Below are 25909 nucleotides of genomic sequence, written 5' to 3' on the forward strand. Positions count from 1 at the left end.
GGTTAGGCTTGTCGCGGGACCAATTCTCATTTACCCGGAAGTGCATGAAGATACTCGCCCTTGATACCGCCGCCTCCTATTGCGCCGCAGCCGTCTATGACGCTGACGGTGATGTCGTTCTCGCTCAGGTCAGCGAGAATATCGGCAAGGGGCATGCGGAAGTGCTGATGGATTATGTCGGGCGCGCGTTGGCAGAAGCAGGCGTCGCGATAAAAGACATCGACCGTGTGGCGGTAAACATCGGCCCCGGTTCTTTCACGGGCGTTCGCATCGGTGTTTCGGCGGCGCGCGGTTTTGCACTGGCGCTCAAATGTCCGTCGATTGGCGTCACGGCATTCGAGGCGCTGGCTGAAGAGACGCTTGCACAAGTGCCGGGGAAGCCGGTGACAATCCTGCTCGACGCGCATCGCGGCGAGATTTATGCGCAGACATTCGACGCCAATGGCGCTGCCTTGTCCAAGCCATCGGTTCTGTCGCGGGAAGAAGCGGAAGCTTTTGCAGGCAATGCGCCCCTCGAAACCGTACTGGCCGGATCGGCAGCACGATCAATCAACGAGGCTTTGGGTGACAAGTTTGCGCTCGGTCCCGTCGAACCGACCGCTGCTATTGCCACTTTCGCCCGTCTGGCAGCCACGCGCACACCCGGTGATGCGCCGAAGCCGCTTTATATGCGAGGCCCAGATGCCAAGCCGCAAGTTGGGTTTGCATTGCCGCGTAGGCAGGCCGGAGAATAGCCGATGATGGGCTTGCCATTCGGTCGCTTCGGACGCCGACAGGTTTCAGTGGAAGCGCTCAGCGCGCAGGACAGCCATGTGATCCAGCGTATTCATGCCGTCGCTTTTCATCATGGCTGGAGTTCCGACGATTTTCGCTCGCTGATCGCGCAGGATACGGTTTTCGGCTTTGTCGCCCGCGCGGAAGGCAAGCCCAATGACGCCTGCGGTTTCGTGCTGGCGCGGCTGGTGGCCGGTGAGGCGGAAATCCTCACCATCGCGGTTTCACGTGACGTACAGCGGCAGGGTGTCGGCCGGGCGCTGATGGATGCGGTGTTGCGCTATCTCTATCAGGAACGGGCGGAAACGCTGTTTCTTGAAGTCGATGAAGCCAATGTCGCTGCGCAGGCACTGTACCGGCGTCTCGGGTTTCAGAAGGTCGGCGATCGTCCGGCCTATTACGAAACCGCGAATGGACGCTCGGCAGCGCTCGTTCTGCGGCGCGAACTGAAGCGACCGCAATGATCGGCGCGATCCGGGTCTTTCTCGTTCTTGCGGCCATGGTCATGCTGAGCCTGTCGCTGATCCCGGTTCAATATGTGTTTCTCAAGCTCAAGAACGGTTGGAAACGCAGCCTGCCCAACACGTTCCACCGGATGATTGCGCGACTGTTCGGCTTTCGGGTGCGCACAGTTGGCGAAATGCATCGCGGTCGCCCGTTGTTGCTGGTCGCCAATCATACATCCTGGAGCGACATTGTTGTTCTGTCCTCGGTCGGGCAGGTGTCCTTCATCGCCAAGTCCGAGGTGCGCAACTGGCCGATTTTCGGCATGTTTGCTGTTTTGCAGCGGACCGTTTTTGTCGAACGCGAGCGGCGCGGCAAAACCGGTGAACAAACCTCAGAAATTGCGACCCGGATGAGCGAGGGAGACGCGATGGTGCTGTTTCCCGAAGGCACCACATCCGATGGCAATCGGGTCTTGCCGTTCAAGACCGCTCTCTTCGGCGCAGCCCATGCGGCAATCAAGGAAGCCGGTGTGCCGGAAGTGCTGGTCCAGCCGGTCGCCATTGCCTATACCGGCGTGCACGGTATGGCCATGGGGCGTTACTTTCGCCCGATTGCATCCTGGCCGGGCGATGTTGAGTTGATGCCGCATCTGAAAGGTATTCTGCGCGAAGGCGCCATTGATGTTGAAATCCGCTTTGGCGAGCCGATGGTTGTCACGGCGGCCACAGACCGCAAGATGCTGGCCCGCACCATGGAAGGTCGGGTGAGGGCGCTTCTGCAAAGTGCGCTTCTGGGCCGCGAGATTGCCGACGATTAGTGCGCGGCTTTGCGCCCGAAAATGCGATAGCGAAAAAGCCGATCAGTTTGTCACCTTCCAATGCGGCGACAAAAGCTGTAGATAGCCCCGCATGAGCGAAAACATCACCGATATTGTGCCAGCGACAGAACACGCCGATGCGCGTCCAAATGCACGCAAGGTTTTTGTCAAAACCTATGGCTGCCAGATGAATGTGTATGACAGCCAGCGCATGGCCGACAGCCTTGCAGCGGAAGGCTATGTCGCGACCGATACGCCGGATGATGCCGATCTGGTGCTGTTGAACACCTGCCATATTCGCGAGAAAGCGTCGGAGAAGCTCTATTCTGCGCTGGGACGCCTGCGCAAGATGAAGGACGCGCGCGAAGCCAATGGCAAGGAACTGACCATCGGTGTTGCGGGCTGCGTGGCGCAAGCCGAAGGGCATGAAATTCTGCGCCGTGCGCCGAATGTCGATCTGGTGATTGGACCGCAGACCTATCATCGCCTGCCCAATGCGCTGGCGCGCGTTCGGGGCGGCGAAAAGGTCGTAGAGACTGAATATGCGCTTGAAGACAAGTTCGAGCATCTGCCATCGCCGAAGCGTGAAGAAACCCGCAAGCGCGGTGTTTCCGCTTTTCTGACGGTGCAGGAAGGTTGCGACAAGTTCTGCACTTTCTGCGTGGTGCCCTATACGCGTGGCTCGGAAGTCTCGCGCAGCGTCAGGCAGATCGTGGCGGAAGCCGAACGCCTTGCCGATGGCGGTGTGCGGGAACTGACGCTGCTGGGTCAGAACGTCAATGCCTGGCATGGCGAGGGCGACGATGGCCGCGAATGGGGGCTGGGCGAATTATTGTTCCGTCTCGCACGCATTCCGGGTGTGGCGCGCCTGCGTTACACGACCAGCCATCCGCGCGATATGGATGACAGCCTGATCGCTGCGCATCGCGATCTGCGCCAGCTGATGCCTTATCTGCATCTTCCGGTACAGTCCGGTTCGGACCGTATTCTCAAGGCGATGAACCGCCGTCACAAGGCGGACGAATATCGGCGCCTGATCGAGCGCATCCGCGAAGTGCGCCCGGATATGGCGCTGTCGGGCGATTTCATCGTCGGCTTCCCCGGCGAGACCGATCAGGATTTCGAAGATACGATGCAGCTGGTGCGCGACGTCAATTACGCGCAGGCCTATTCGTTCAAATATTCGCCGCGTCCCGGCACGCCCGGCGCAGATCTGTCCGATCATGTGGAAGAGGCGGTCAAGGACGAGCGGCTCCAGCGCCTGCAGGCTTTGCTGTCGGAACAGCAATATGCGTTCCAGGAATCCATGATCGGTCGCGAGATGGACGTGCTGTTGGAAAAGCCCGGTCGTCAGGCGGGACAGATGGTGGGACGTTCGCCCTGGCTCCTCCCGGTGATCATCGACGACAACAATGATCAGGTCGGCGAAATTATTCATGTGAAAATCACCTCCACTGGGACCAATAGCCTTATTGCGCAAAAACTGGCGTGAAGGCATGATACCGTTCAGGCAGATGTTTCGGCGCTTGAGTCTCGCGCCGATAATCCTGTCGGGCCGATGATCCCGTCGGAACTGTGATTGCAATGCGTGAACTCTTGAGGAGATACGGTTGAGCGCCACGGAAAAGCTGAGACCTGCCAAGCCAACCACTCTAACGCAAAAAAGCCCGACTACCGGGGCCTCGGATATGGCCCATATCGTGCTCACTTTCGAGAACAACCGTCTGGCCAGTGCGCTTTACGGTCAGTTCGACGAAAATCTGGCACGTATCGAGCAAAAACTCGGTGTCGATGTTCGCTCCAAGGGCAACCAACTCTCGATCCGGGGCGAACCAACCGCGACCGAACAGGCGCGCCGCACGCTCGATCATCTTTATGAAACCGTGCAGAAAGGTCATGAACTGACGGCATCGGATGTCGATGGCGCCTTGCGCATGGCCATTGCGGCTGATGATCAGCTGGATCTGCCGACGATGGAAAACAAGGGTAAGCTATCCGCTGCCCAGATTTCCACGCGCAAGAAGACGATCTTTGCGCGCACGCCGACGCAGGACGCCTATATGCGGGCGCTCGACCGTTCCGAACTGGTGTTCGGTGTCGGTCCTGCCGGTACGGGCAAAACCTATCTGGCCGTCGCCCATGCAGCCATGCTGCTGGAACGCGGTCTGGTGGAGCGGATCATCCTTTCCCGCCCGGCTGTTGAAGCGGGTGAGCGCCTGGGCTTTCTGCCGGGTGACATGAAGGAAAAGGTCGATCCCTACCTGCGTCCGCTTTATGATGCGCTTTACGACATGATGCCCGCCGACAAGGTCGAGCGTGCAATCACCGCAGGCGTCATCGAAATCGCGCCGCTGGCCTTCATGCGCGGGCGCACGCTGGCCCATTCGGCGGTGATCCTCGATGAAGCGCAGAACACGACATCCATGCAGATGAAAATGTTCCTGACGCGTCTTGGTGAAGGATCGCGGATGATCGTGACGGGCGATCCAAGCCAGATCGATCTTCCACCCGGTCAGAAATCCGGGCTTGTCGAAGCGCTTCGCGTGCTGGACGATGTGGAAAGCGTCATCAAGGTGCGGTTCACCCAGAAAGACGTGGTACGACATCCGCTGGTTGCGGCAATCGTCAACGCCTATGACCGCGATGCCAAAACGCATGTTCAGCAGCCGGTCCGTCCGGAATAGGGGCCAAGGACTTGTAATTGGTCGTCGGAATGACGATTTGAAGCATTTCCAGCAAAAGTGCGCAGCGGTTTTGCGTAGGACAATGCGTGGTAAAAAAGCATGCTGTCTGCCTTTTTGGGGCAGACGGCTTTCGAACAACTGAAAGGACGAAGCGGCTTGCTGTTAGGGGAAGCCGCCGCAGAACGTGTCAGACAACGCGATCCATATCGATATAACAATCGAAGCCGGCAATTGGCCGGATGAAACAACACTTGAAGGACTTGTCAAAAAGTCTGTCGAGGCGGCATGGGCCAATCTCGGCCTCAAGGATGCCGACAGTGAATTGAGTATCCTCTTTACCGACGATGCGTCTATTCAGGAGCTGAACGCCGAATGGCGCGGCAAGGACAAGCCCACCAATGTGTTGTCGTTTCCTGCTTTCCCGGTCAAGGCCGGTGCGCAGCCGGGGCCGATGCTGGGCGACATCGTCATCGCTTGCGAAACCGTAGAGCGTGAAGCGGTTGAAGAAGGCAAACCTCTCGACCATCACCTCTCACACCTTGTCGTGCATGGATTCCTGCATCTTTTGGGATACGATCATGAAACCGACGAGGAAGCAGAAGAAATGGAGCGCCGCGAGCGCGAAATTCTTCATGCTATTGCCATCCCCGACCCTTATGCTGTATCCGAAGAGACCATTAACAACGATTGACCATGGCTGATCAAACCTCACAACCTCCGTCCGCTGGCGAGAATCGCAGCGAGACCCAAGATGCCGAAGGGCAAAGTACGCAGCGGCCTGTAGCGGCCGAAAAGCGCTCCCTTCTGTCAAATATTTTCCCTTTTATCCGCTCGCGACAGCAGTCTTCCTTGCGTGAAGATTTGGCCGATGCCCTGTCCAGTACGACGAGCGAACAGGATTCCGCATTCTCGCCCGAAGAAAAGGCGATGCTGCACAACATCCTGCGCCTGCGTGAAATCCGCGTCGAAGACGTGATGATTCCGCGTGCGGATGTTGAGGCAGTGGAAATTTCCACGCCGCTCTGGGAAGTGCTGGAACTCTTCGAGGAATCCGGTCACTCCCGTATGCCGGTCTATGCCGAAACGCTGGATGATCCGCGCGGCATGATCCATATCCGCGATGTTCTGAATTTCATCACGCGTCAGGCGCGCCAGAAAACGCGCCGCCGCACGACGGCCAAGACGCCAGCGACGGCAACGCCGCCGAAATTCGATATGAGCCGCATCGATCTCACCAAGACGATTGGCGAACTCAATCTCATGCGCAAGGTGCTGTTCGTGCCGCCGTCGATGATGGCAAGTGGTCTGATGGCCCGCATGCAGGCAACCCATATCCAGATGGCGCTGGTCATCGACGAATATGGCGGCACCGACGGTCTCGTCTCTCTGGAAGACATCGTCGAAATGGTTGTCGGCGATATTGAAGACGAGCATGACGACGAAGAAATCATGATCGCCGAAGAAGCAGATGGCGTATTCGTCGTCGACGCGCGCGCCGATCTGGATGAATTCGCGGCAAAGATTGGCCCCTCTTTCGAGGTGGGCGAACATGGCGAGGATGTCGACACGGTCGGCGGCCTGATCTTCTCGGTTCTTGGCCGGATTCCTGTCCGTGGTGAGGTCGTGCAGGCCGTGCCGGGCTATGAGTTCCATGTGCTGGAAGTCGATCCGCGCCGCGTGAAGAAGGTACGCATTGTGCCGCTTTCCGCTGCCGACCGCCGCAGGCAGCAGCGCGCTGTCGTCACCACCAAGCCTGAAGAGCAGTCACCGGCCACGGCCGAAGACGCTGAAACCTTCAAAGAGGCCTGATGATCGAAAGGCTTGCGGGCAGGATCATTCTTTCTAGCGGCTGGCGTCGTGCGCTGGCCGCTTTTTTGAGTGGCGCCTTCGCGACGCTGACCCAGCCGCCTTTTGATCTCTTCATTGCCGGGTTTGTTTCCTTCCCAATCCTTGTCTGGCTGATCGACGGCGCTTTGGCGCGCGCCGATGCTGGTCCGATCCGCCGTGTTCTGCCCGCCGCAATGGTTGGCTGGTGGTTTGGCTTCGGTTATTTCGTCTCCGGTCTCTGGTGGATCGGGACAGCGCTTCTGGTCGATGCAGACCAGTTTGCCTGGGCCTTGCCGCTGGCGGTTTTGGGCCTGCCCGCTTTTCTGGCGATTTTCTATGCCTTCGCGACCATGGTTGCGCGCATCTTCTGGTCCGACGGACTGGGACGTATTTTTGCGCTCGCTTTTGGCTTTGCGCTTGCGGAATGGCTGCGCACGTTCCTGCTGACCGGTTTTCCGTGGAATGCCATCGGCTATGCGGCCATGCCGGTGCCGGTGCTGATGCAATCGGTCGCCGTGGTCGGTCTTGTCGGCATGAGCGCGCTGGCTGTGTTCATCTTTGCATCGCCCGCATTGCTGATCGGTGGACGTTTGGCAAAGAGCGGTATCGTTCTGGCCATTCTTCTGGCCGCATCCCATGTCGGCTTTGGCGTTTGGACCCTGTCACACGCGCCCGCCGTCGGCGATGAGAAGGGCGCGGTCAATATCCGCATCGTACAGCCCTCCATCGCGCAAAGCCTGAAATGGGACAATGCCGAACGCCGCTCCATCTTCGACAAGCTGATTGCGCTGACGGCAGAGGCACCCGCAGACGGCAAGCCGAAGCCTGATGTCGTCATATGGCCCGAAACTGCGGTGCCGTATATTCTGACATCGACCCCGGAAGCTCTGGCCCAAATCGGCACTACATTGCAGGACGGTCAGGTGCTGTTGACTGGCGCTGTGCGCGAGGAGAAGGCGGCGGGCAATGGCGAGCCGCGTTATTATAATTCCATCTATACGATCAATGACCGGGGCGAGATTACGGATGCCGCCGACAAGGTGCATCTTGTTCCATTCGGGGAGTATCTGCCTTTTGAAAGCTTTCTACGCGGTCTGGGACTTCAGGAAGTGGTCGAAATGCCTGGCGGCTTTACCGCCGGTTCCTCGCGGCGTCTTTTGAACGTCAAGCCGGGCCAGACTTTTCTGCCGCTTGTCTGCTACGAAGCCATTTTCCCGGACGAGCTCGGTTTTTCGGGCTCGCAGGCCGGTACGCCCAATGCCATCGTCCCCAACGCTATCGTCAATGTTACGAATGATGCCTGGTATGGCGATACGCCGGGGCCTTACCAGCATTTCAGGCAGGCGCAGGTTCGTGCAGTGGAGCAGGGCTTGCCGCTGATACGTGCGGCCAATAACGGCCTTTCGGCGGTGACGGATTCCTACGGTCGAATCACTGAAGGTCTTGCGCTGGACGTCGTTGGGGTGGTGGATGCTTCCCTACCGTCAGCTCGTGCCCCATTTTGGGGCACTGCCCCCGGATCGAAACAGACGATATCGATCCTGTTAACCTTACTCTTTGTCAACGCAGCTTTCAGGGTGTCATTCCGTAGGCGTTTTCATTGACACGGCAATTTTGTTAAGATGTTATACCGGCGCGGTGACGGTTCCCACGTGCGAAATCGTGCGAAGCTCGTCAGACTACCTCCCACAACGTGATGTTATCCCTGTTCAGATGAACAGTACATGAATGAAAGCTCGCAGCCGCGAGGAGTGACAGCTGTATGATTGAGAATAAAAAGAAGCCCAACCCAATCGACGTACATGTCGGCAGCCGCATTCGTCTCCGCCGCAACATGCTGGGCCTCAGTCAGGAAAAGCTCGGCGAGAATCTGGGCATCACGTTTCAGCAGATTCAAAAATACGAGAAGGGCACCAATCGCGTCGGCGCCAGCCGCCTTCAGGCGATCTCTGCCATTCTCAACGTTCCGGTTTCCTTTTTCTTTGAAGACGCACCGGGATCGAACCCTGCCGGTCAGGAAGGTTTTGCAGAAGACAATGAAGCAACCTATGTGGTCGATTTCCTGAATTCCAACGAAGGCGTTCAGCTCACCCGCGCGTTCACGAAGATTTCAGATCCGAAAGTACGCCGGAAAATCATCGATCTGGTGAAGTCACTCGCAGCCGACGCTGACTAAGCCAGCCGCTGCTACACCCTGTATTTCGGCGGTTTATGCGCCTTTTTCCCCTTTTGACGTAGGTTTCGCGGTGTTGGGAATGAATTTTTCCGGCTGCGCCCCGTCGCGATACGAAAATGCATTGACGGTTTGATCCTAACTTCGCTAACACTTTGACGCGCCCGGAAAGTTCCGGGCGCTACTGTGTTTCCTAGGCGGAGATGTTCTCCGTTGGATTTTCAAGAGGGGTTACCCGTGTCGCGCAGTTCTTATCTCTTCACCAGCGAATCTGTGTCTGAAGGACACCCGGACAAGGTTTGCGACCGCATCTCCGATGAAATCGTCGACATGATCTACAAGGAAGCCCGCCGCACTGGTGTGGATCCGTGGTCTGTCCGTGTTGCCTGCGAAACGCTTGCCACCACCAATCGCGTGGTGATTGCCGGCGAAGTCCGCGTACCGGAGACTTTCCTGAAGAAGAACAAGGACGGTTCGATCGCCAAGGATGCCGCTGGCCATCCGCTGATCAATCCTGCCCGCTTCCGTTCGGCAGCGCGCAAGGCGATCCGCGAAATCGGCTACGAACAGGATGGCTTTCACTGGAAGACGGTGAAGATCGACGTGCTTCTGCATCCGCAGTCTGCCGATATCGCGCAGGGCGTGGACAATGCTGCCGACCGTCAGGGCGAAGAAGGTGCTGGCGATCAGGGCATCATGTTCGGCTATGCCTGTCGCGAAACCCCGGATCTGATGCCTGCACCGATCTATTATTCGCACAAGATTCTCGAAAAGCTGTCCGAAGCACGCCATAAGGGCGAAGGCGATGCGGGCAAGCTTGGCCCGGACGCCAAGAGCCAGGTTACGGTGCGTTATGAGAACGGCAAGGCTGCCGAAGTCACGCAGATCGTGCTCTCGACGCAGCATCTGGATGCCAGCTGGGATTCCAAGAAAGTTCGCTCGGTTGTCGAGCCTTATATCCGTGATGCGCTGGGCGAGCTCCCGATTGCAGCCACCTGCAACTGGTACATCAATCCGACCGGCAAATTCGTCATTGGTGGTCCGGACGGCGACGCAGGCCTGACGGGTCGCAAGATCATCGTCGATACTTACGGTGGCGCGGCTCCGCATGGCGGCGGCGCATTCTCCGGCAAGGACACGACCAAGGTCGACCGTTCGGCTGCATATGCTGCGCGTTATCTGGCCAAGAATGTCGTGGCGGCAAATCTTGCCGACCGCTGCACGATCCAGCTTGCCTACGCTATCGGCGTTGCACAGCCGCTTTCGGTCTATGTCGATCTACACGGCACGGGCAAGGTTGCTGAAGCCGCTGTTGAAGACGCGCTGCGCGAAGTGATGGACCTGTCGCCGACTGGTATCCGCAAGCATCTCGATCTCAACAAGCCGATCTATGCCAAGACCTCGTCTTACGGTCATTTCGGCCGCAAGCCGGGCCGTGACGGTTCCTTCTCCTGGGAGAAGACCGATCTTACCAAGGCATTGAAGGCATCTGTCGCTTAAATCTTGGAGCATTGTGCGTCCTTTTGGGCGTACAACCAGACCAAAAGTTGCATCACAGATCGCTTGGCGTTATGTGTCCGGGCAAATTTCAGAGAGCGCGATTTCAAATCGCGCTCTCTGTTTGTGTTGTTAAGCTGCATTTTGCAGGCCGACGGATAGAACATGACCGAAGAAACCCATCCTCTGCGCGGTGCCGGAAACTTTTTTGGCCGTCGTCACGGCAAGCCGCTGCGCAGCCATCAGCGGAACCTGTTCGAGGAACTTCTGCCTGAGCTGAAGATCGACCTCGCCAAGCCTGCCCCACAGGATCTGCGCGCGCTGTTCCCCATCGCGGTTGACGCCGTGCGTATGGAAATCGGCTTTGGCGGCGGCGAACATCTGCATCATGAAACGGGCCGCTATCCGCAGACGGGTTTCATCGGCGTCGAGCCTTTCGTCAATGGCATGGCCAAGATGCTGGCGGCGCTCGATCAGGAGCCGCGTCCCAATATGCGGCTTTATGATGAGGATGCGACAGCGGTTCTCGACTGGCTGCCGGATGCCTCTTTGTCCGGTATCGACCTGTTCTATCCTGACCCTTGGCACAAGCGTCGCCACTGGAAGCGTCGTTTTGTCAGTGACGCCAATCTGGATCGCTTTGCCCGCGTTTTGAAACCTGGCGCGAAATTCCGCTTCGCTTCGGATATCGAGCATTATGTGAACTGGACACTACAGCATTGCCGCCGTCACGATGCGTTCGACTGGCAGGCGGAAGGACCGTCGGACTGGAATGACGCCTATGAAGGCTGGCCGGGCACGCGTTATGAGGCAAAGGCCTTCCGCGAGGGCCGCAAGGCTGCCTATCTGACATTTATCCGACGTTGAATTTCTAGAGCGGTTCCGATCAAAGCTGTATCGTGGAACCACTCTATCTATCTGTTTTTAAGCATTATCCTACGCAAAACTGCTGCGCATTTTTGCTGGAAATGCTCTACGGAAGCGGGACTTGAAAAAATCCGCTTCCGCTGGTATATAACTCTCAAATTCTTGGTCGAACGAACAAGAGTGGGTCCGTCCGGTCCCGCTCTTTTTTGTTACTTAGACCCAGGAAATAGAGGTTTTTCGACCCCTTTGAGAGGTTTAGAGTTGACGGAACAGGTTCAGGCAAACGAAGCAGAGACGCCGGAAGTGGCTGTGGATGAGCGCATCATTCGCGAAACGGGCATCGACGCGAAAGTGGCAGGCATTATTGAGCCGGTGCTCAATACGCTGGGCTATCGTCTTGTGCGCGTGCGTCTTTCCGGTCTCAACGGCCAGACCTTGCAGATCATGGCCGAGCGCCCCGACGGCACGATGACGGTTGACGATTGTGAGCTGGTCAGCCGCACCGTCGCGCCGGTGCTTGATGTCGAAGATCCGATCAGCGGCAAGTATCATCTGGAAGTCTCGTCACCGGGCATCGACCGTCCGCTGGTGCGCAAGTCGGATTTCGCCGATTGGGCGGGCCATATTGCCAAGGTGGAAACCTCCATCGTGCATGAAGGCCGCAAGAAGTTCCGCGGTCGTATAGTGCTGGGCGATGCCGAGACAGTCGTGATCGAAAGCGATCAGGTGTCTTACGGCAACGAACCGGTCGTGCGCATTCCCTTCGACGTAATTTCGGATGCGCGTCTGGTCCTGACCGACGATCTGATCCGCGATGCGCTGCGCAAGGACAAGGCCCTTCGCGAAGGCCGCATCCCCGGGGATGATCTGGGCGATGCGCCGGAAGAAGCGGCGACAGAAGATACGGCTGACGAAAAATAAGCCGACGAAACAAGTTTCAGGCATTCGGCGCAAGGAGAAGCCGGGTGCGACACCAAGGAGAGACCTATGGCAGTCAGTGCTAACAGGCTGGAGCTTCTGCAGATCGCCGATGCGGTCGCACGCGAGAAGTCGATTGACCGCGAGATCGTTCTTGCGGCCATGGCCGATGCGATCCAGAAGGCAGCGCGTTCGCGTTATGGTCAGGAAAGCAACATCCGCGCCGACATCAATGCGAAGTCCGGCGAGATCAAGCTTCAGCGTCTGCTCGAAGTGGTCGAGAATGTCGAAGACTACGCCACGCAGATTTCGCTGTTCACCGCACGTGACCGCAACCCGGATGCGCAGATTGGCGACTTCATCGCTGATCAGCTGCCGCCGATGGATTTCGGCCGTATCGCTGCCCAGTCGGCCAAGCAGGTCATCGTGCAGAAAGTGCGTGAAGCCGAGCGTGACCGCCAGTATGACGAATACAAGGATCGCGTTGGCGAAATCGTCAACGGCACCGTGAAGCGCGTCGAATACGGCAATGTGATCGTCGATCTGGGCCGTGGCGAAGCCATTGTGCGCCGTGACGAACTGATCCCGCGTGAAGCCTTCCGTTATGGCGACCGTATCCGCGCCTATGTTTACGACGTGCGTCGTGAACAGCGTGGCCCGCAGATTTTCCTGTCACGCACCCATCCGCAGTTCATGGCGAAGCTCTTCACCATGGAAGTGCCGGAAATCTATGACGGCATAATCGAGATCAAGTCGGTCGCCCGTGATCCGGGTTCGCGCGCCAAGATCGCCGTTGTTTCGCGCGATGCGTCCATCGATCCGGTCGGCGCCTGCGTTGGTATGCGCGGTTCGCGTGTTCAGGCCGTTGTTGCCGAACTTCAGGGCGAAAAGATCGACATCATTCCGTGGTCGCCGGATGCGGCTTCCTTCATCGTCAACGCGCTTCAGCCTGCTGAAGTTGCCAAGGTTGTTCTCGATGAAGATGCGGAACGTATTGAAGTTGTCGTCCCGAATGACCAACTATCACTAGCGATCGGTCGTCGCGGCCAGAATGTCCGCCTCGCATCGCAGCTCACCGGTTGGGACATCGACATTCTGACGGAGGACGAAGAGTCCGAACGTCGTCAGAAGGAATTCACCGAGCGTTCGAACCTGTTCATGGAAGCCCTCGACGTCGACGAAATGGTCGGTCAGGTTCTTGCTTCCGAAGGCTTCGCCTCGATTGAAGAACTGGCTTATGTCGAGCCGGGTGAAATTGCATCCATCGATGGTTTCGATGACGATACGGCTTCTGAAATCCAGCAGCGTGCTCGTGAATATCTGGATCGCCTCGAAGGTGAACTGGATGCGCGCCGCAAGGAACTGGGCGTTGAAGACGAACTTCGCGAACTGCCGAACCTGACCACAGCCATGCTGGTTGCTGTCGGTGAAGACGGCGTGAAGTCGATCGAAGACTTTGCCGGTTACGCTGTCGATGACCTCGTCGGCTGGCGTGAGCGCAAGGATGGCGACACCGTCACCCATAGCGGCATTCTCTCGTCTTTCGATGTTTCGCGCGTCGATGCCGAACAGATGATTCTGACTGCCCGCCTCAAGGCTGGCTGGATCACGGAAGAAGAGCTGGCAGCTGCCGCTCAGGAAGAAGCCGAAGCGGAAGTCGAGGCTGAAGCCGGTGAAGAAGAAGCTGCTTCGTAAGAAGCGCTGAGAAGTTCTGGGGCCGCACGGGTTCTTACGTCTGAAGCAATTCAGGAGTAAGCTGTGCGGCCTCGAGCATCTCCAGCAAAAGTGCGAAGCGGTTTTGCGCCCGGAGATGCGGAAAGACAAACAAGGGAGCGGTTCAATGAAATTGAAACCGCTCCAACAATTGATGTGATGCCGAAAACGGGTCTCATTTACCAGATTCGGTAAGGCAGATCGGGTTTCAGTGGGCTTTCCGCGACGTTTCGGGTTGTGGCGAGGCCCCGGCTCTGGTACAGCGCCACGCGTTGCATTCGATATGTCCGGCGGGGTAACAAACCGCCCGATTTGAGAACAATGCGGCGGAAGCGTTGCCAGTTTTGAAGTTGAGTATAAGTCCGTATACGGCAGAGCGGGAGTTTGCGTGGAGCAGGATATGAATGACAGAACCTGTATCGTCACGCGCGAAAGCGGTTCTGCCGATGACATGATCCGCTTTGTTGCAGGGCCAGACGGTTCCGTCGTGCCGGACTTGAAAAGAAACCTGCCGGGCAGGGGATGCTGGGTCAAGGCCGAGCGCCGTCTGGTGGATGAGGCGATCAAGCGCAAGCTTTTTGCGCGGGCGCTGAAGGAAGGCGTGAAGCCGCAGGATGATCTTGGCGCGCTGGTGGACCAGCTGCTGACAAAATCCGCCCTGGGCAGTCTCGCTTTGGCTCGCAAGGCCGGTGCTGTGGTGACGGGGTCGACCAAGGTCGATCAGGCGATCCGCACGGGCACTGCCGCCATGGTATTGCATGCGAAGGAAGCCGCAGCCGATGGCGTGCGCAAGCTCGATCAGGCCCGGCGCGCCGTGGTGCATCTCGACGGTCCCGAAATCCCTGCCTTCACCCTTTTTACGGGAGAAGAAATGGATTTGGCATTTGGGGGCGGAAATGTGATACATGCAGCCGTGCTTGAAGGAAAGGCGGCTGTCGGGTTCGTAAAGCGGGCGCAATTGCTGCATCGCTATCGCGGTGAAAGCGCAACGGATTCGAATTAGAGCGTAATCTTGCCGAGGCTGGCAGGCCTCATACCGGATTATGCGTTGAGTGGATGACTGGAGCATTATCCAACCCGACTGGGTCGCGTTGGATAATGCTCGAGTAGAGCGGCCGGAGCCGCGAAGGAAACGGAACGTAATGAGCGATAACACAAACGACGACAAGACGCTGGGCGTCACCCCCAAGAAGACCCTGACCATGAAGCGGCCAGGCGTTGAGCAGAGCACCGTGCGCCAGAATTTCAGCCACGGCCGCACCAAGGCTGTCGTCGTTGAAACCAAGAAGCGTAAGTTCTCACGGCCAGACGACAAGCCGGAAGTGGAAGCAGCGGCTCCCAAGCCTGTTGTAGCTGCTCCCGCTGCGCCGACGCCGCAGCCGAAGGCGCCCGCAGCGCCAGCTGCTGCTGCTCCGGTGGCGAAGCCGCATGTCGCGCAGCAACAGCAGCGCCCCGTGCAGCAGCGCCCCAACCAGCAGGCACCGCGTCCGCGCCCGACCGATCGCTCCGGCATGGTGCTGAACACGCTGTCGCGCTCCGAAATGGATGCACGCCGCCGCGCGCTTGAAGAAGCGCAGGTGCGTGAAGTTGAAGAACGCGCGCGTGCCGTCGAAGACGCCAAGCGCCGCGCCGAAGAAGATGCACGCCGCGCCAAGGAGCGTGAAGAATCCGCACGCCGTCAGGCAGAGGAAGAAGCACGCCTCAAGGCTGAAGCCGAAGCACGCCGCAAGGCCGAGGAAGAAGCTGCCAAGCGCGTTCCACAGCCGGAAGCACGTGGCGAGCAGCGCACCGAGCGTCCTGAACGCCGCGACGATTCGCGTGGCGCGCCGCAGGGCAATCGTCCGCAGCACGCTGGCCGTCCGCAGCAGGGCAATCGTCCGCAGTCGGGTGCACCGCGTCCGGCTCCGTCGCTTGCAGAGGCCGCTCCCGGACCGGGCAAGCCGCTCCCGCAGAGCCAGCTTCGCAGGCCCGGCCAGTCCGGCGATGAAGACGATCGTCGTGGCAGCAGCCCAACCGCTGCTCGTCGTGGCACGCCCGCCAAGCCGGACGCTCGCGCTCCGAAGGTGGTCAAGACCGAAGACGATCGCCGTCGTGGCAAGCTGACGATCTCCAGCAATCTGGAAGACGAAGGTCGTTCGCGTTCGCTGTCGGCCATGCGTCGCCGTCAGGAAAAGTTCAAGCGTTCGCAGATGCAGGAAACCCGCGAGAAAATCTCTCGCGAAGTGACTGTGCCTGAAACCATCACGCTTCAGGAACTTGCACAGCGTATGACGGAGCGTTCGGTCGATATCATCAAGTACCTGATGAAGCAGGGCCAGATGATGAAGCCGGGCGACGTGATCGATGCCGATATGGCGCAGCTGATTGCTGAAGAATTCGGCCACACCGTCAAGCGCGTTGCGGAATCGGACGTTGAAGAAGGTATCTTTGACGTTGCGGACGATCAGGCAGCGCTGGTTTCGCGTCCTCCGGTCGTGACCATCATGGGTCACGTAGACCACGGCAAGACGTCGCTTCTCGATGCGATCCGTCACGCCAACGTGGTGTCGGGCGAAGCAGGTGGTATCACCCAGCATATCGGTGCTTATCAGGTCGAACAGAACGGCCAGAAGATCACCTTCATCGATACGCCGGGCCACGCCGCCTTTACCGCAATGCGTGCCCGTGGTGCGCAGGCGACCGACATTGCCATTCTGGTGGTTGCCGCTGACGACAGCGTGATGCCGCAGACGATTGAATCGATCAACCATGCCAAGGCGGCTGGTGTTCCGATCATCGTTGCGATCAACAAGATCGACAAGCCATCTGCCGATCCGCAGAAGGTTCGTACTGCCCTGCTGCAGCACGATGTCTTCGTGGAATCCATGGGCGGTGAAGTGCTCGACGTCGAAGTGTCAGCCAAGAACAAGATCAACCTCGACAAGCTGCTTGAAGCGGTTCTGTTGCAGGCTGAAATCCTTGATCTCAAGGCAGATCCGAAGCGTACGGCTGAAGGCGTTGTCATCGAAGCGCAGCTTGATCGTGGCCGTGGTTCGGTCGCAACCGTTCTGGTTCAGAAGGGTACGCTGCATCCGGGCGATATTATCGCTGCTGGTAACGAATGGGGCCGCGTGCGCGCTCTGGTCAACGACCGTGGCGAACACGTCAAGGAAGCAGGACCTGCAATGCCGGTTGAAGTCCTTGGTCTCCAGGGTACGCCGCAGGCAGGCGATCGCTTCGCAGTTGTTGCCAACGAAGCCAAGGCTCGTGAAATTGCTGATTATCGCCAGCGTCTTGCTCGCGATAAGGCTGTTGCCCGTCAGACTGGTCAGCGCGGCTCGCTTGAGCAGATGATGAGCCAGCTTCAGGTGAATGGCCTGAAGGAATTCCCGCTCGTCATCAAGGGTGACGTGCAGGGTTCGGTCGAAGCAATCATTACGGCTCTCGATAAGCTTGGCACCGACGAAGTGCGTGCACGCATCGTCCATTCGGGCGCAGGTGGTATCACGGAAAGCGACGTGTCGCTGGCTGAAGCCTCCAATGCAGCAATCATCGGCTTCAACGTTCGTGCCAACAAGCAGGCGCGTGACGCTGCCGAGCAGCAGGGCACTGAAATCCGCTACTACAACATCATCTACGATCTGATCGAAGATGTGAAAGCAGCGATGTCGGGTCTTCTGTCGCCAGAACGTCGTGAAACCTTCATCGGTAATGCTGAGATTCTTGAAGTCTTCAACATCACCAAGGTTGGTAAGGTTGCCGGTTGCCGTGTTATCGACGGCAAGGTTGAACGTGGTGCAGGCGTTCGCCTCATCCGCGACAACGTGGTCATCCACGAAGGCAAGCTCAAGACGCTCAAGCGCTTCAAGGACGAAGTGCAGGAAGTGCCGATGGGCCAGGAATGCGGTATGGCGTTCGAAAACTACGACGACATTCGCGCAGGCGACACGATCGAAGCGTTCCGCGTCGAACATATTACGCGCACGCTCTAACAACTATTTGCCGGATCGCCCGACATGGGCGGTCCGGCTTTTTATTGCCCGGTTCCGAGGGTCTGACTCCCATCTGAATTGTGGTAAGTTACGCCCATAATTTTCAAGTCATGCGGTCGGACGGTCTGAGAGACTGGACGCCGGTTGATGGCTGTTTATCGAGGATATAGCTATGGCACGTTCTCCGGACCCAAAAGGCTCAGGCGGCCTTTCGCAGCGCCAGCTTCGCGTTGGCGAACAGGTGCGCCACGCATTGGCGCAGTTGCTCCAACGCGGAGAAATCCGTGACGATCTGATCGAGCGCACCGTCATTTCCGTTTCGGAAGTGCGCATGTCGCCCGACCTGAAGATCGCCACTTGTTACATCATGCCGCTTGGCAATGTTGATCCGCAATCCATCGTCAAGGCATTGGCCGCAAACGCGAAATTTATTCGCGGTCGCATGGCGCCGGTCCTTGGCCAGATGAAATATATGCCGGAGTTCCGCTTCCGCTCCGACACGAGTTTCGACAATTTTTCGAAGATTGACGCCCTTCTGCGTTCGCCGGAAGTGGCGCGTGATCTTTCGCATGACGATGAAGACGCTGGCGAGGATAAAACCTCCCGCAATGGAGACGAATAAAGCATGGCAAGACGGGGTAAGAAAAAAGGCCGTCCGGTTTCCGGTTGGGTTATTTTCGACAAGCCGAAAGGTATGGGATCGACCGAAGCGGTCTCGAAGATCAAGTGGCTGTTCAACGCCGAGAAGGCCGGCCATGCCGGTACGCTCGACCCGCTCGCATCCGGCATGCTGCCGATTGCTCTGGGTGAAGCCACCAAGACCGTGCCTTATGTCATGGACGGAACCAAGGTTTATCGTTTCACAGTGACCTGGGGCGAAGAACGTTCGACCGACGATCTTGAAGGTCAGGCGACCAAGACCTCTGACAAGCGCCCGTCGCGTGAAGACGTCGAAGCCCTGCTGCCAAACTATACCGGCCTCATCTCGCAGATTCCGCCGCAGTTCTCCGCCATCAAGATCGACGGCGAACGCGCCTATGATCTCGCCCGCGAAGGCGAAACAGTGGAAATTCCGGCGCGCGAAGTCGAGATTGATCGTCTGGAGATTGTCGAATTCCACGACGACAACCGCACGTCATTCGAAGTCGAGTGCTCCAAGGGCACCTATGTGCGCTCGCTGGCGCGCGATATGGGCCGCGATCTTGGCTGCTTCGGCCATATTTCCGAACTGCGCCGCATCGAAGTCGCCCCGTTCACGGAAGAAGATTTTGTCACGCTGACAGAACTGGAAGCCGTCTGGCCGCCACTGCCGCCGAAGGACGAGGATGGCAACGTGGTTGAAACTGCGCCGCGCCGCGATTTTTCCGGCCTCGACGCTCTGGTGATCGATACGGGCGCAGCACTCGACTGCCTGCCGCAGATTCCGCTGACCGAAGAACAGGCACAGCGCGTTCGCCTCGGCAATCCGGTTATCCTGCGTGGTCGCGATGCCCCGCTGGAAGCCGATGAAGCCTGTGTCACAGCACGCGGAAAGCTGCTCGCCATCGGCTATATCGAGCATGGTCAGTTCAAGCCGAAGCGTGTTTTCACGGCTAACTAACACCATAGTTGCAAATTCGTCAGGCCGTGGCGAAAAGAGTGATTTTCGAGTACCGGAGCGGAGCGTACTTTTAGGTACGTGAGCACCGGAACACAGAAAATTGCTCTTTGCAGCGCGGCATCACGAAGAATGCAACTGTGGTGCTAAAAAGTCTTCGCAATTGCTGGGGTATATTTGATGCTGGCATTCTTGCCGTTTTTGCACTATATGCCCCATCAGCGATCATGCAGAAATGCAGATCAGATCGTGTAAGTTGGCCCGCGCTGGACGACATCCCGGCCTGGGCGTCTGTTTTTCCTCTCATCAAGAAAGGGTTTACGATGTCGATTACTGCTGAGCGTAAGCAAGCACTTATCAAGGAATACGCCACCAAGGAAGGTGACACCGGTTCTCCTGAAGTTCAGGTTGCCGTTCTTTCCGAGCGTATCGCCAACCTCACCGAACACTTCAAGGGCCACAAGAATGACAATCATTCGCGTCGCGGCCTTCTGAAGCTGGTTTCGCAGCGCCGTCGTCTTCTTGACTATGTCAAGGGCGTGGACGCAGCGCGCTACCAGGCGCTGATCGGCCGTCTCGGCCTGCGCCGCTAACGGTAAATCGGGCGACGTCACAAGCGTCGCCCGTTTGATTTGAGCATTCTGAGGAAGAGCGGATAGCCGCTTTCCAGAAGAGAATGCGAGAGTATCGGGCGAATGCCCACTGGCATGAGACGGCGCACAAGGTGCATTCCGTCATGCCGATGACGAGCCATAAGGCTCATGACCTGGACCAGTCATGGGGCAGGATTGCAGGTAGTTCGGCGGGTATGATCCTGAAAAGTTGCAGACTTTCGGATGAGAGAATACCCGGGACAAGTATGATCCCGAAAAGTGGGAACCGGTTTTCGGATAAGATCATACTATCAGGCTGAGCTTCCCGTTGTCTTGCCCGTGGCCTGTCCGCCAACCCGGGAGATGCCTTAGCGCTTTGCGCGGCGTCTCCATATGAGGACAAGATATGTTCAATACCCACAAAGTGGAAATCGAATGGGGCGGTCGTCCGCTCACGCTCGAAACCGGCAAGATCGCCCGTCAGGCTGACGGCGCAGTTCTCGCAACCTATGGCGAAACCGTCGTTCTGGCGACTGTCGTTTCTGCCAAGGAACCAAAGCCGGGTCAGGATTTCTTCCCGCTGACCGTCAACTATCAGGAAAAGACCTACGCTGCCGGCAAGATCCCGGGCGGTTTCTTCAAGCGTGAAGGTCGCCCGAGCGAAAACGAAACCCTCGTTTCGCGCCTGATCGACCGTCCGATCCGCCCGCTCTTCGTCGATGGCTACAAGAACGACACGCAGGTTGTTCTGACTGTTATTCAGCACGATCTCGAAAACAATCCCGACATTCTGTCGATGGTTGCAGCTTCCGCAGCCCTGACCATTTCCGGCGTTCCTTTCATGGGCCCGATTGGCGGCGCGCGCGTTGGCTACATCAACGGCGAATACGTCCTGAACCCGAATATCGACGAAATGCCGGAATCGAAGCTCGATCTGGTTGTTGCCGGTACTGCCGACGCAGTGCTGATGGTTGAATCGGAAGCGCAGGAACTTTCCGAAGAAGTCATGCTCGGCGCTGTTGTTTTCGGCCAGAAGGGCTTCCAGCCGGTCATCGATGCGATCATCAAGCTCGCTGAAGTTGCTGCCAAGGAACCACGCGATTTCCAGCCGGAAGACCTGTCGGACCTCGAAGCCAAGATGCTCGCTGTTGTCGAAAACGACCTGCGCGATGCATACAAGATCACCGAAAAGCAGGCTCGTTACGTTGCTGTTGACGCTGCAAAGGCCAAGGCGAAGGCTCACTTCTTCCCTGAAGGCGTTGAAGAGCCGGAAATGTCGCCTGAGCAGTTCGCGACCATTTTCAAGCACCTGCAGGCCAAGATCGTTCGCTGGAACATTCTGGACACCGGCAGCCGCATTGACGGCCGCGACCTGAAGACCGTTCGCGCAATCGTTTCGGAAGTTGGCCTTCTGCCGCGCACCCACGGCTCGGCGCTGTTCACCCGCGGTGAAACGCAGGCAATCGTTGTTGCCACGCTAGGCACCGGCGAAGACGAACAGATGATCGATTCTCTGACCGGTACGTACAAAGAATCCTTCATGCTGCATTACAACTTCCCGCCATATTCGGTTGGTGAAACCGGTCGTATGGGTTCGCCAGGCCGTCGTGAAGTTGGTCATGGCAAGCTCGCATGGCGCGCTATCCACCCGATGCTGCCAGCTGCTGACCAGTTCCCTTACACGATCCGTTCGGTTTCCGAGATCACCGAATCCAACGGTTCGTCGTCGATGGCGACCGTTTGCGGCACCTCGCTGGCTCTGATGGACGCAGGCGTTCCGCTTGCACGTCCGGTTGCCGGTATCGCCATGGGCCTGATCAAGGAAGGCGACCGTTATGCTGTCCTGTCCGACATCCTCGGCGACGAAGATCACCTCGGCGACATGGACTTCAAGGTAGCCGGTACTGACAACGGCATCACCGCACTTCAGATGGACATCAAGATCGACGGTATCACCGAAGAGATCATGAAGGTCGCTCTGGAACAGGCCAAGGGCGGTCGCGTTCACATTCTCGGCGAAATGGCGAAGGCTTTGTCCACGTCGCGTGACGAACTCGGCGAATTCGCTCCGCGCATCGAAGTGATGAACATCCCGACCGACAAGATCCGTGATGTTATTGGTTCGGGCGGCAAGGTCATCCGCGAAATCGTGGAAAAGACCGGCGCCAAGATCAACATCGAAGACGACGGCACGGTGAAGATCGCTTCGTCGAACGGCAAGGAAATCGAAGCCGCCAAGAAGTGGATCCACTCGATTGTTGCTGAGCCGGAAGTCGGCGAAATCTACGAAGGCACGGTCGTCAAGACCGCTGACTTCGGCGCTTTCGTAAACTTCTTCGGCCCTCGTGACGGTCTGGTTCACATCTCGCAGCTCGCTTCCGACCGCGTTGCCAAGACCACCGATGTGGTCAAGGAAGGCCAGAAGGTCTGGGTCAAGCTCATGGGCTTCGACGAACGCGGCAAGGTTCGCCTGTCGATGAAGGTCGTCGATCAGGAAACCGGCAAGGAAGTTGCCCAGGAAAAGAAGGCAGAAGCAGACGCTGAATAAGCTTTGCATCTTCTTTGAAACCGGAAAGCGCGCTCTGGGCGCGCTTTTTTGTTTTTTCACGAGATTGATCGGGATCGTGCGGTCTTTTCGGATGCGATCTTGCGGGGTAAAGAACGATCATGATGACACCGGCACAAAAAACACTTTTCCTTCCCTTCGAGCAGGGCATTCTCGATATGCCCGAAGAGGGGCAATCCTTTCTCGCTTGCGGCCTTTCCGCCGACCGGCTTCTCGACCCGGAATGGAAAGAGGTTCTGACTTGCCTGCAGCCATGGCGTCCCGATTTTCTGGCGCTCGGCAAAGAAGGCTTTCGTGCAGAGCCGAGATTGGCCGCAGAGAGCCGTTTTGACGGCGGGCTACTCCTGCTCGGAAAACACCGTGGACGCAACGAGGCGTGGTTCTCCGAGCTTCTGGCGCGTGTTCAGCCCGGCGGCTGGATAGTCGTTTGCGGTGAAAAGAAGCTCGGCGTCGACAGTTTCCGCAAATGGGTGGGCAATATCGCTGAAATCAGCGACCGCATGTCCAAGAACCACGCCGTCTCGTTCTGGCTTCAGCGCCCTGCCGATCTGGATGATGATTTCATCGCGGCTCTGCGCCCACTCGAAAGTGCCATCGACGATGTGTTCCGCACGGAACCGGGCATGTTCTCGCATGGCGCCATCGACAAGGGCTCGGCGCTTCTGGTCCCGCATATGGAAAAGATCGTGTTCGGCAATGTTGCGGATTTTGGCGCAGGCTGGGGCTATCTCGCCGCGCAGAGCCTGAAATATGCCGACCGCATCAAGTCCATCGATCTGTTCGAAGCGGATTACGAGGCGCTGGAGGCCGCGCGCGGCAATCTGGAGCGTCTGGGCGCTTCGGTGCCGATTTCATTCAACTGGTTCGATATTACCAGCGAGAAGGTCACCGGTATCTACGATACGGTCATCATGAATCCGCCCTTCCACGAAGGGCGCGTGACCGATGTTTCGCTTGGCCAGAGCTTCATCTCGGCGGCGGCGTCACGTCTGAAACCCGGCGGACGCCTGCTGATGGTCGCCAACCGGCAGCTGCCCTATGAGGTAACGCTCAAGGGGCTGTTCAAGTCGGTGACGACACTCGAAGAAGCAGACGGTTTCAAAATCTTCGATGCGAAGAAGTGAAACAAAAAAGCCGCCCCGAAGGGCGGCTTTTTCAATTCCGGAATGCTTAGAGCGGTTCCGTTTAATATGGAAACGCGGAGCCGCTCTATCTATTTTTTTTTACGCATTATCCTACGCAAAACCGCTACGCACTTTTGCTGGAAATGCTCTATTCGCCGCGTTCGGCGTCAGAGCTTTTCAGCTCTTCCAGTGTCGGCATCGAAACGATGTTGTAGCCTGAATCCACATAATGGACTTCGCCGGTCACGCCGCTCGACAGGTCGGACAGCAGATAGACAGCCGATTTACCCACATCGTCGATATCGACCGTGCGGCGCAGCGGAGAATTGCGGCGCTGATAGCTGAAGATCGCGCGTGCATCGCCGATGCCTGCACCAGCCAGCGTGCGCACCGGGCCAGCCGAAATGGCGTTGACGCGGATGCCTTGCGGGCCGTAATCGGCAGCCAGATAGCGAACCATGGCTTCCAGAGCCGCCTTGGCAACGCCCATGACATTGTAATTCGGGATGGTTCGGGTGGAGCCGCCATAGGTCAGCGTCAGGATCGAGCCACCGTCCTTCATGAGCTTTTCGGCGCGTTGTGCCATTTCCGTGAAGGAGTAGGCGGAAATCACCATGGTCCGGCTGAAATTATCGCGCGTGGTGACGTCTGCGTAACGGCCCTTCAGTTCGGTTTTGTCGGAAAAACCGATGGCGTGAACGATGAAATCGAGCTTGCCCCACTTCTTCTCGATTTCAGCGAAAACCGCGTCGACCGTTGCAATGTCTTCAACATCGCAAGGCAGGACGAGGTCAGAGCCGACCTGTTCAGCCAGCGGTTTCACGCGCTTGCCCAGCGCATCGCCCTGATAGGTGAAAGCCAGTTCTGCACCCTGTGCGGCGAGTTGCTTCGAGATGCCCCATGCCAGAGAATGATTATTCGCGACCCCCATGATGAGGCCGCGTTTTCCTTGCATCAAACCTTCCATATTCCCCTCTCCCTCAGCTCTGGTAGCGCTGGAAAACCAGCGTCGCATTGGTGCCGCCAAACCCGAAGGAGTTGGAGAGCACGGTATTGAGCTGAGCATTATCGATGCGCTTGCGGACGATAGGCATGTCCGCGAAGGCAGGGTCCAATTCTTCGATATGCGCGCTTTCGCAAATGAAATTGTTGTGCATCATCAAAAGCGAATAGATCGCTTCCTGCACGCCCGTTGCGCCCAGCGAATGGCCGGTCAGCGACTTGGTCGCGGCAATTGGCGGGCAGGCGTCGCCCGAGCCGAACACCTGACGGATGGCGTCGATTTCCGGCGCATCGCCAGCAGGCGTCGAGGTTGCGTGCGGGTTGATGTAGTCAATCTTGGTCTTGACGGTCGAAAGCGCCATCTTCATGCAGCGGATCGCGCCTTCACCGGACGGTGCGACCATGTCGTAGCCGTCGGAGGTTGCGCCATAGCCGACGACTTCGCCGTAGATCTTCGCGCCGCGCGCAAGCGCGGTTTCGAGGTCTTCCAGCACCAGAACACCGGCGCCGCCTGCAATCACGAAGCCGTCGCGATTCTTGTCATAGGCGCGCGATGCGGTGGCAGGCGTGTCGTTATACTTCGTGGCCATCGCGCCCATGGCGTCGAACAGCACCGAGAGCGTCCAGTCGAGATCTTCGCAGCCGCCCGCAAACATGCGGTCCTGTTTGCCATACTGGATCATCTCGAACGCATTGCCGATGCAATGGTTGGATGTCGCGCAGGCCGACGAGATCGAATAGTTGATGCCCTTGATCTTGAAGAAAGTGGCCAGCGTTGCGGAAGCCGTGGAGCTCATGGCTTTCGGTACAGCGAATGGACCGACGCGCTTCGGGCCCTTTTCACGGGTGATGTCGGCGGAATCGACGATAGTGCGGGTCGAAGGACCGCCCGAACCCATGATGATGCCGGTGCGGTCGTTGGAGACTTCGTCGTCCGAAAGACCTGCATCGGCGATCGCCTGATCCATGGCGATGTGATTCCAGGCCGTGCCGCGACCGTGGAAGCGCATGGCGCGACGGTCCACGAGGGATTCGACGTCGATTTTCGGAGCGCCGTGCACCTGGCAGCGGAAACCCAGTTCGGCATATTCTTCAGCGCGCGAGATGCCGGACTTGGCTTCGCGCAGCGAGGCCGTCACCTCTTCGGTGTTGTTGCCAATCGAGGATACGATCCCCATACCCGTTACGACCACACGCCGCATCGCGTTCTCCTTTACACCCTTGCTCGTCGAGCGGCAGTCGATTGGGTCAGGACTGCCTCGTCGCCGTTACATAGGTGCGATCTTCGCATGTTTTGAGCGCGGCCGCATGAAAACTGTTCATTTTTTGCCGTCGCGCC

Annotated in this window: 22 protein-coding genes; 20 read left to right on the forward strand and 2 right to left on the reverse strand. The window is 58.0% G+C overall.

Going from position 1 to position 25909, the window contains the following annotated elements:
* Nucleotides 1-44: 44 nt before the first annotated feature.
* The 20 genes from tsaB to QBD01_RS01525 all read left to right on the forward strand — a co-directional run bounded on the left by tsaB (nucleotide 45) and on the right by QBD01_RS01525 (nucleotide 23568).
* Complete coding sequence (tsaB, locus tag QBD01_RS01430; protein ID WP_280991325.1) at nucleotides 45-734, forward strand: tRNA (adenosine(37)-N6)-threonylcarbamoyltransferase complex dimerization subunit type 1 TsaB; 690 nt, start codon at nucleotides 45-47, stop codon at nucleotides 732-734.
* A 3-nt stretch (nucleotides 735-737) separates the two neighbouring features.
* Complete coding sequence (gene rimI, locus QBD01_RS01435; protein ID WP_280991326.1) at nucleotides 738-1238, forward strand: ribosomal protein S18-alanine N-acetyltransferase; 501 nt, start codon at nucleotides 738-740, stop codon at nucleotides 1236-1238.
* On the forward strand, nucleotides 1235-2038 hold the full coding sequence (locus QBD01_RS01440) for a lysophospholipid acyltransferase family protein (RefSeq protein ID WP_182519026.1): 804 nt from the start codon (nucleotides 1235-1237) through the stop codon (nucleotides 2036-2038). The genes rimI and QBD01_RS01440 overlap by 4 nt, the downstream gene beginning before the upstream one ends.
* A gap of 91 nt (nucleotides 2039-2129) precedes the next feature.
* The gene (gene miaB / locus QBD01_RS01445; protein WP_280991327.1) at nucleotides 2130-3530 is read left to right on the forward strand and encodes a tRNA (N6-isopentenyl adenosine(37)-C2)-methylthiotransferase MiaB; all 1401 of its coding nucleotides are present in this window, start codon (nucleotides 2130-2132) and stop codon (nucleotides 3528-3530) included.
* A gap of 118 nt (nucleotides 3531-3648) precedes the next feature.
* Complete coding sequence (locus QBD01_RS01450; protein WP_171058692.1) at nucleotides 3649-4722, forward strand: PhoH family protein; 1074 nt, start codon at nucleotides 3649-3651, stop codon at nucleotides 4720-4722.
* A 184-nt stretch (nucleotides 4723-4906) separates the two neighbouring features.
* Nucleotides 4907-5413, forward strand: a complete 507-nt coding sequence (ybeY, locus tag QBD01_RS01455; RefSeq protein ID WP_280991328.1) for an rRNA maturation RNase YbeY — start codon at nucleotides 4907-4909, stop codon at nucleotides 5411-5413.
* Nucleotides 5414-5415: 2 nt separating this feature from the next.
* On the forward strand, nucleotides 5416-6531 hold the full coding sequence (locus tag QBD01_RS01460; protein WP_078337714.1) for a hemolysin family protein: 1116 nt from the start codon (nucleotides 5416-5418) through the stop codon (nucleotides 6529-6531).
* Nucleotides 6531-8153 (forward strand): apolipoprotein N-acyltransferase, encoded by a 1623-nt coding sequence (gene lnt, locus QBD01_RS01465; protein WP_280991329.1) that lies wholly within the window; start codon nucleotides 6531-6533, stop codon nucleotides 8151-8153. Before QBD01_RS01460 ends, lnt begins: the two co-directional genes overlap by 1 nt.
* A gap of 158 nt (nucleotides 8154-8311) precedes the next feature.
* Nucleotides 8312-8725: a helix-turn-helix domain-containing protein gene (locus QBD01_RS01470; RefSeq protein WP_280991330.1), complete on the forward strand. Its 414-nt coding sequence runs from the start codon at nucleotides 8312-8314 to the stop codon at nucleotides 8723-8725.
* A gap of 234 nt (nucleotides 8726-8959) precedes the next feature.
* Entirely contained in the window at nucleotides 8960-10222 is a 1263-nt protein-coding gene (gene metK / locus QBD01_RS01475; protein WP_280991331.1) for a methionine adenosyltransferase, read from the forward strand.
* 162 nt (nucleotides 10223-10384) lie between these two features.
* Complete coding sequence (locus QBD01_RS01480) at nucleotides 10385-11086, forward strand: tRNA (guanosine(46)-N(7))-methyltransferase TrmB (RefSeq protein WP_280991332.1); 702 nt, start codon at nucleotides 10385-10387, stop codon at nucleotides 11084-11086.
* A gap of 261 nt (nucleotides 11087-11347) precedes the next feature.
* A complete protein-coding gene (gene rimP, locus QBD01_RS01485) occupies nucleotides 11348-12007 on the forward strand; it encodes a ribosome maturation factor RimP (protein ID WP_280991333.1) in 660 nt (219 codons plus the stop codon).
* Between the two features lie 66 nt (nucleotides 12008-12073).
* A complete protein-coding gene (gene nusA / locus QBD01_RS01490; protein WP_078337725.1) occupies nucleotides 12074-13699 on the forward strand; it encodes a transcription termination factor NusA in 1626 nt (541 codons plus the stop codon).
* A 418-nt stretch (nucleotides 13700-14117) separates the two neighbouring features.
* The gene (locus tag QBD01_RS01495) at nucleotides 14118-14720 is read left to right on the forward strand and encodes an RNA-binding protein (RefSeq protein ID WP_182519036.1); all 603 of its coding nucleotides are present in this window, start codon (nucleotides 14118-14120) and stop codon (nucleotides 14718-14720) included.
* A gap of 139 nt (nucleotides 14721-14859) precedes the next feature.
* Entirely contained in the window at nucleotides 14860-17688 is a 2829-nt protein-coding gene (gene infB, locus QBD01_RS01500; RefSeq protein ID WP_280991334.1) for a translation initiation factor IF-2, read from the forward strand.
* A gap of 172 nt (nucleotides 17689-17860) precedes the next feature.
* Nucleotides 17861-18310: a 30S ribosome-binding factor RbfA gene (rbfA, locus tag QBD01_RS01505; protein ID WP_280991335.1), complete on the forward strand. Its 450-nt coding sequence runs from the start codon at nucleotides 17861-17863 to the stop codon at nucleotides 18308-18310.
* 3 nt (nucleotides 18311-18313) lie between these two features.
* Nucleotides 18314-19288 (forward strand): tRNA pseudouridine(55) synthase TruB, encoded by a 975-nt coding sequence (gene truB / locus QBD01_RS01510; RefSeq protein WP_280991336.1) that lies wholly within the window; start codon nucleotides 18314-18316, stop codon nucleotides 19286-19288.
* Between the two features lie 320 nt (nucleotides 19289-19608).
* Complete coding sequence (gene rpsO, locus QBD01_RS01515) at nucleotides 19609-19878, forward strand: 30S ribosomal protein S15 (RefSeq protein ID WP_078337732.1); 270 nt, start codon at nucleotides 19609-19611, stop codon at nucleotides 19876-19878.
* 406 nt (nucleotides 19879-20284) lie between these two features.
* Nucleotides 20285-22426 (forward strand): polyribonucleotide nucleotidyltransferase, encoded by a 2142-nt coding sequence (pnp, locus tag QBD01_RS01520; RefSeq protein WP_280991337.1) that lies wholly within the window; start codon nucleotides 20285-20287, stop codon nucleotides 22424-22426.
* A 119-nt stretch (nucleotides 22427-22545) separates the two neighbouring features.
* On the forward strand, nucleotides 22546-23568 hold the full coding sequence (locus QBD01_RS01525) for a class I SAM-dependent methyltransferase (RefSeq protein ID WP_280991338.1): 1023 nt from the start codon (nucleotides 22546-22548) through the stop codon (nucleotides 23566-23568).
* A gap of 148 nt (nucleotides 23569-23716) precedes the next feature.
* Here QBD01_RS01525 and fabI read toward each other — a convergent pair whose 3' ends face one another.
* Complete coding sequence (fabI, locus tag QBD01_RS01530) at nucleotides 23717-24535, reverse strand: enoyl-ACP reductase FabI (RefSeq protein WP_078337735.1); 819 nt, start codon at nucleotides 24533-24535, stop codon at nucleotides 23717-23719.
* 13 nt (nucleotides 24536-24548) lie between these two features.
* Nucleotides 24549-25772 (reverse strand): beta-ketoacyl-ACP synthase I, encoded by a 1224-nt coding sequence (fabB, locus tag QBD01_RS01535; RefSeq protein ID WP_280991339.1) that lies wholly within the window; start codon nucleotides 25770-25772, stop codon nucleotides 24549-24551.
* Between the last annotated feature and the right edge of the window lie 137 nt (nucleotides 25773-25909).

The sequence above is a fragment of the Ochrobactrum sp. 19YEA23 genome, from assembly GCF_029909865.1.
GTDB lineage: Bacteria > Pseudomonadota > Alphaproteobacteria > Rhizobiales > Rhizobiaceae > Brucella > Brucella gambitense.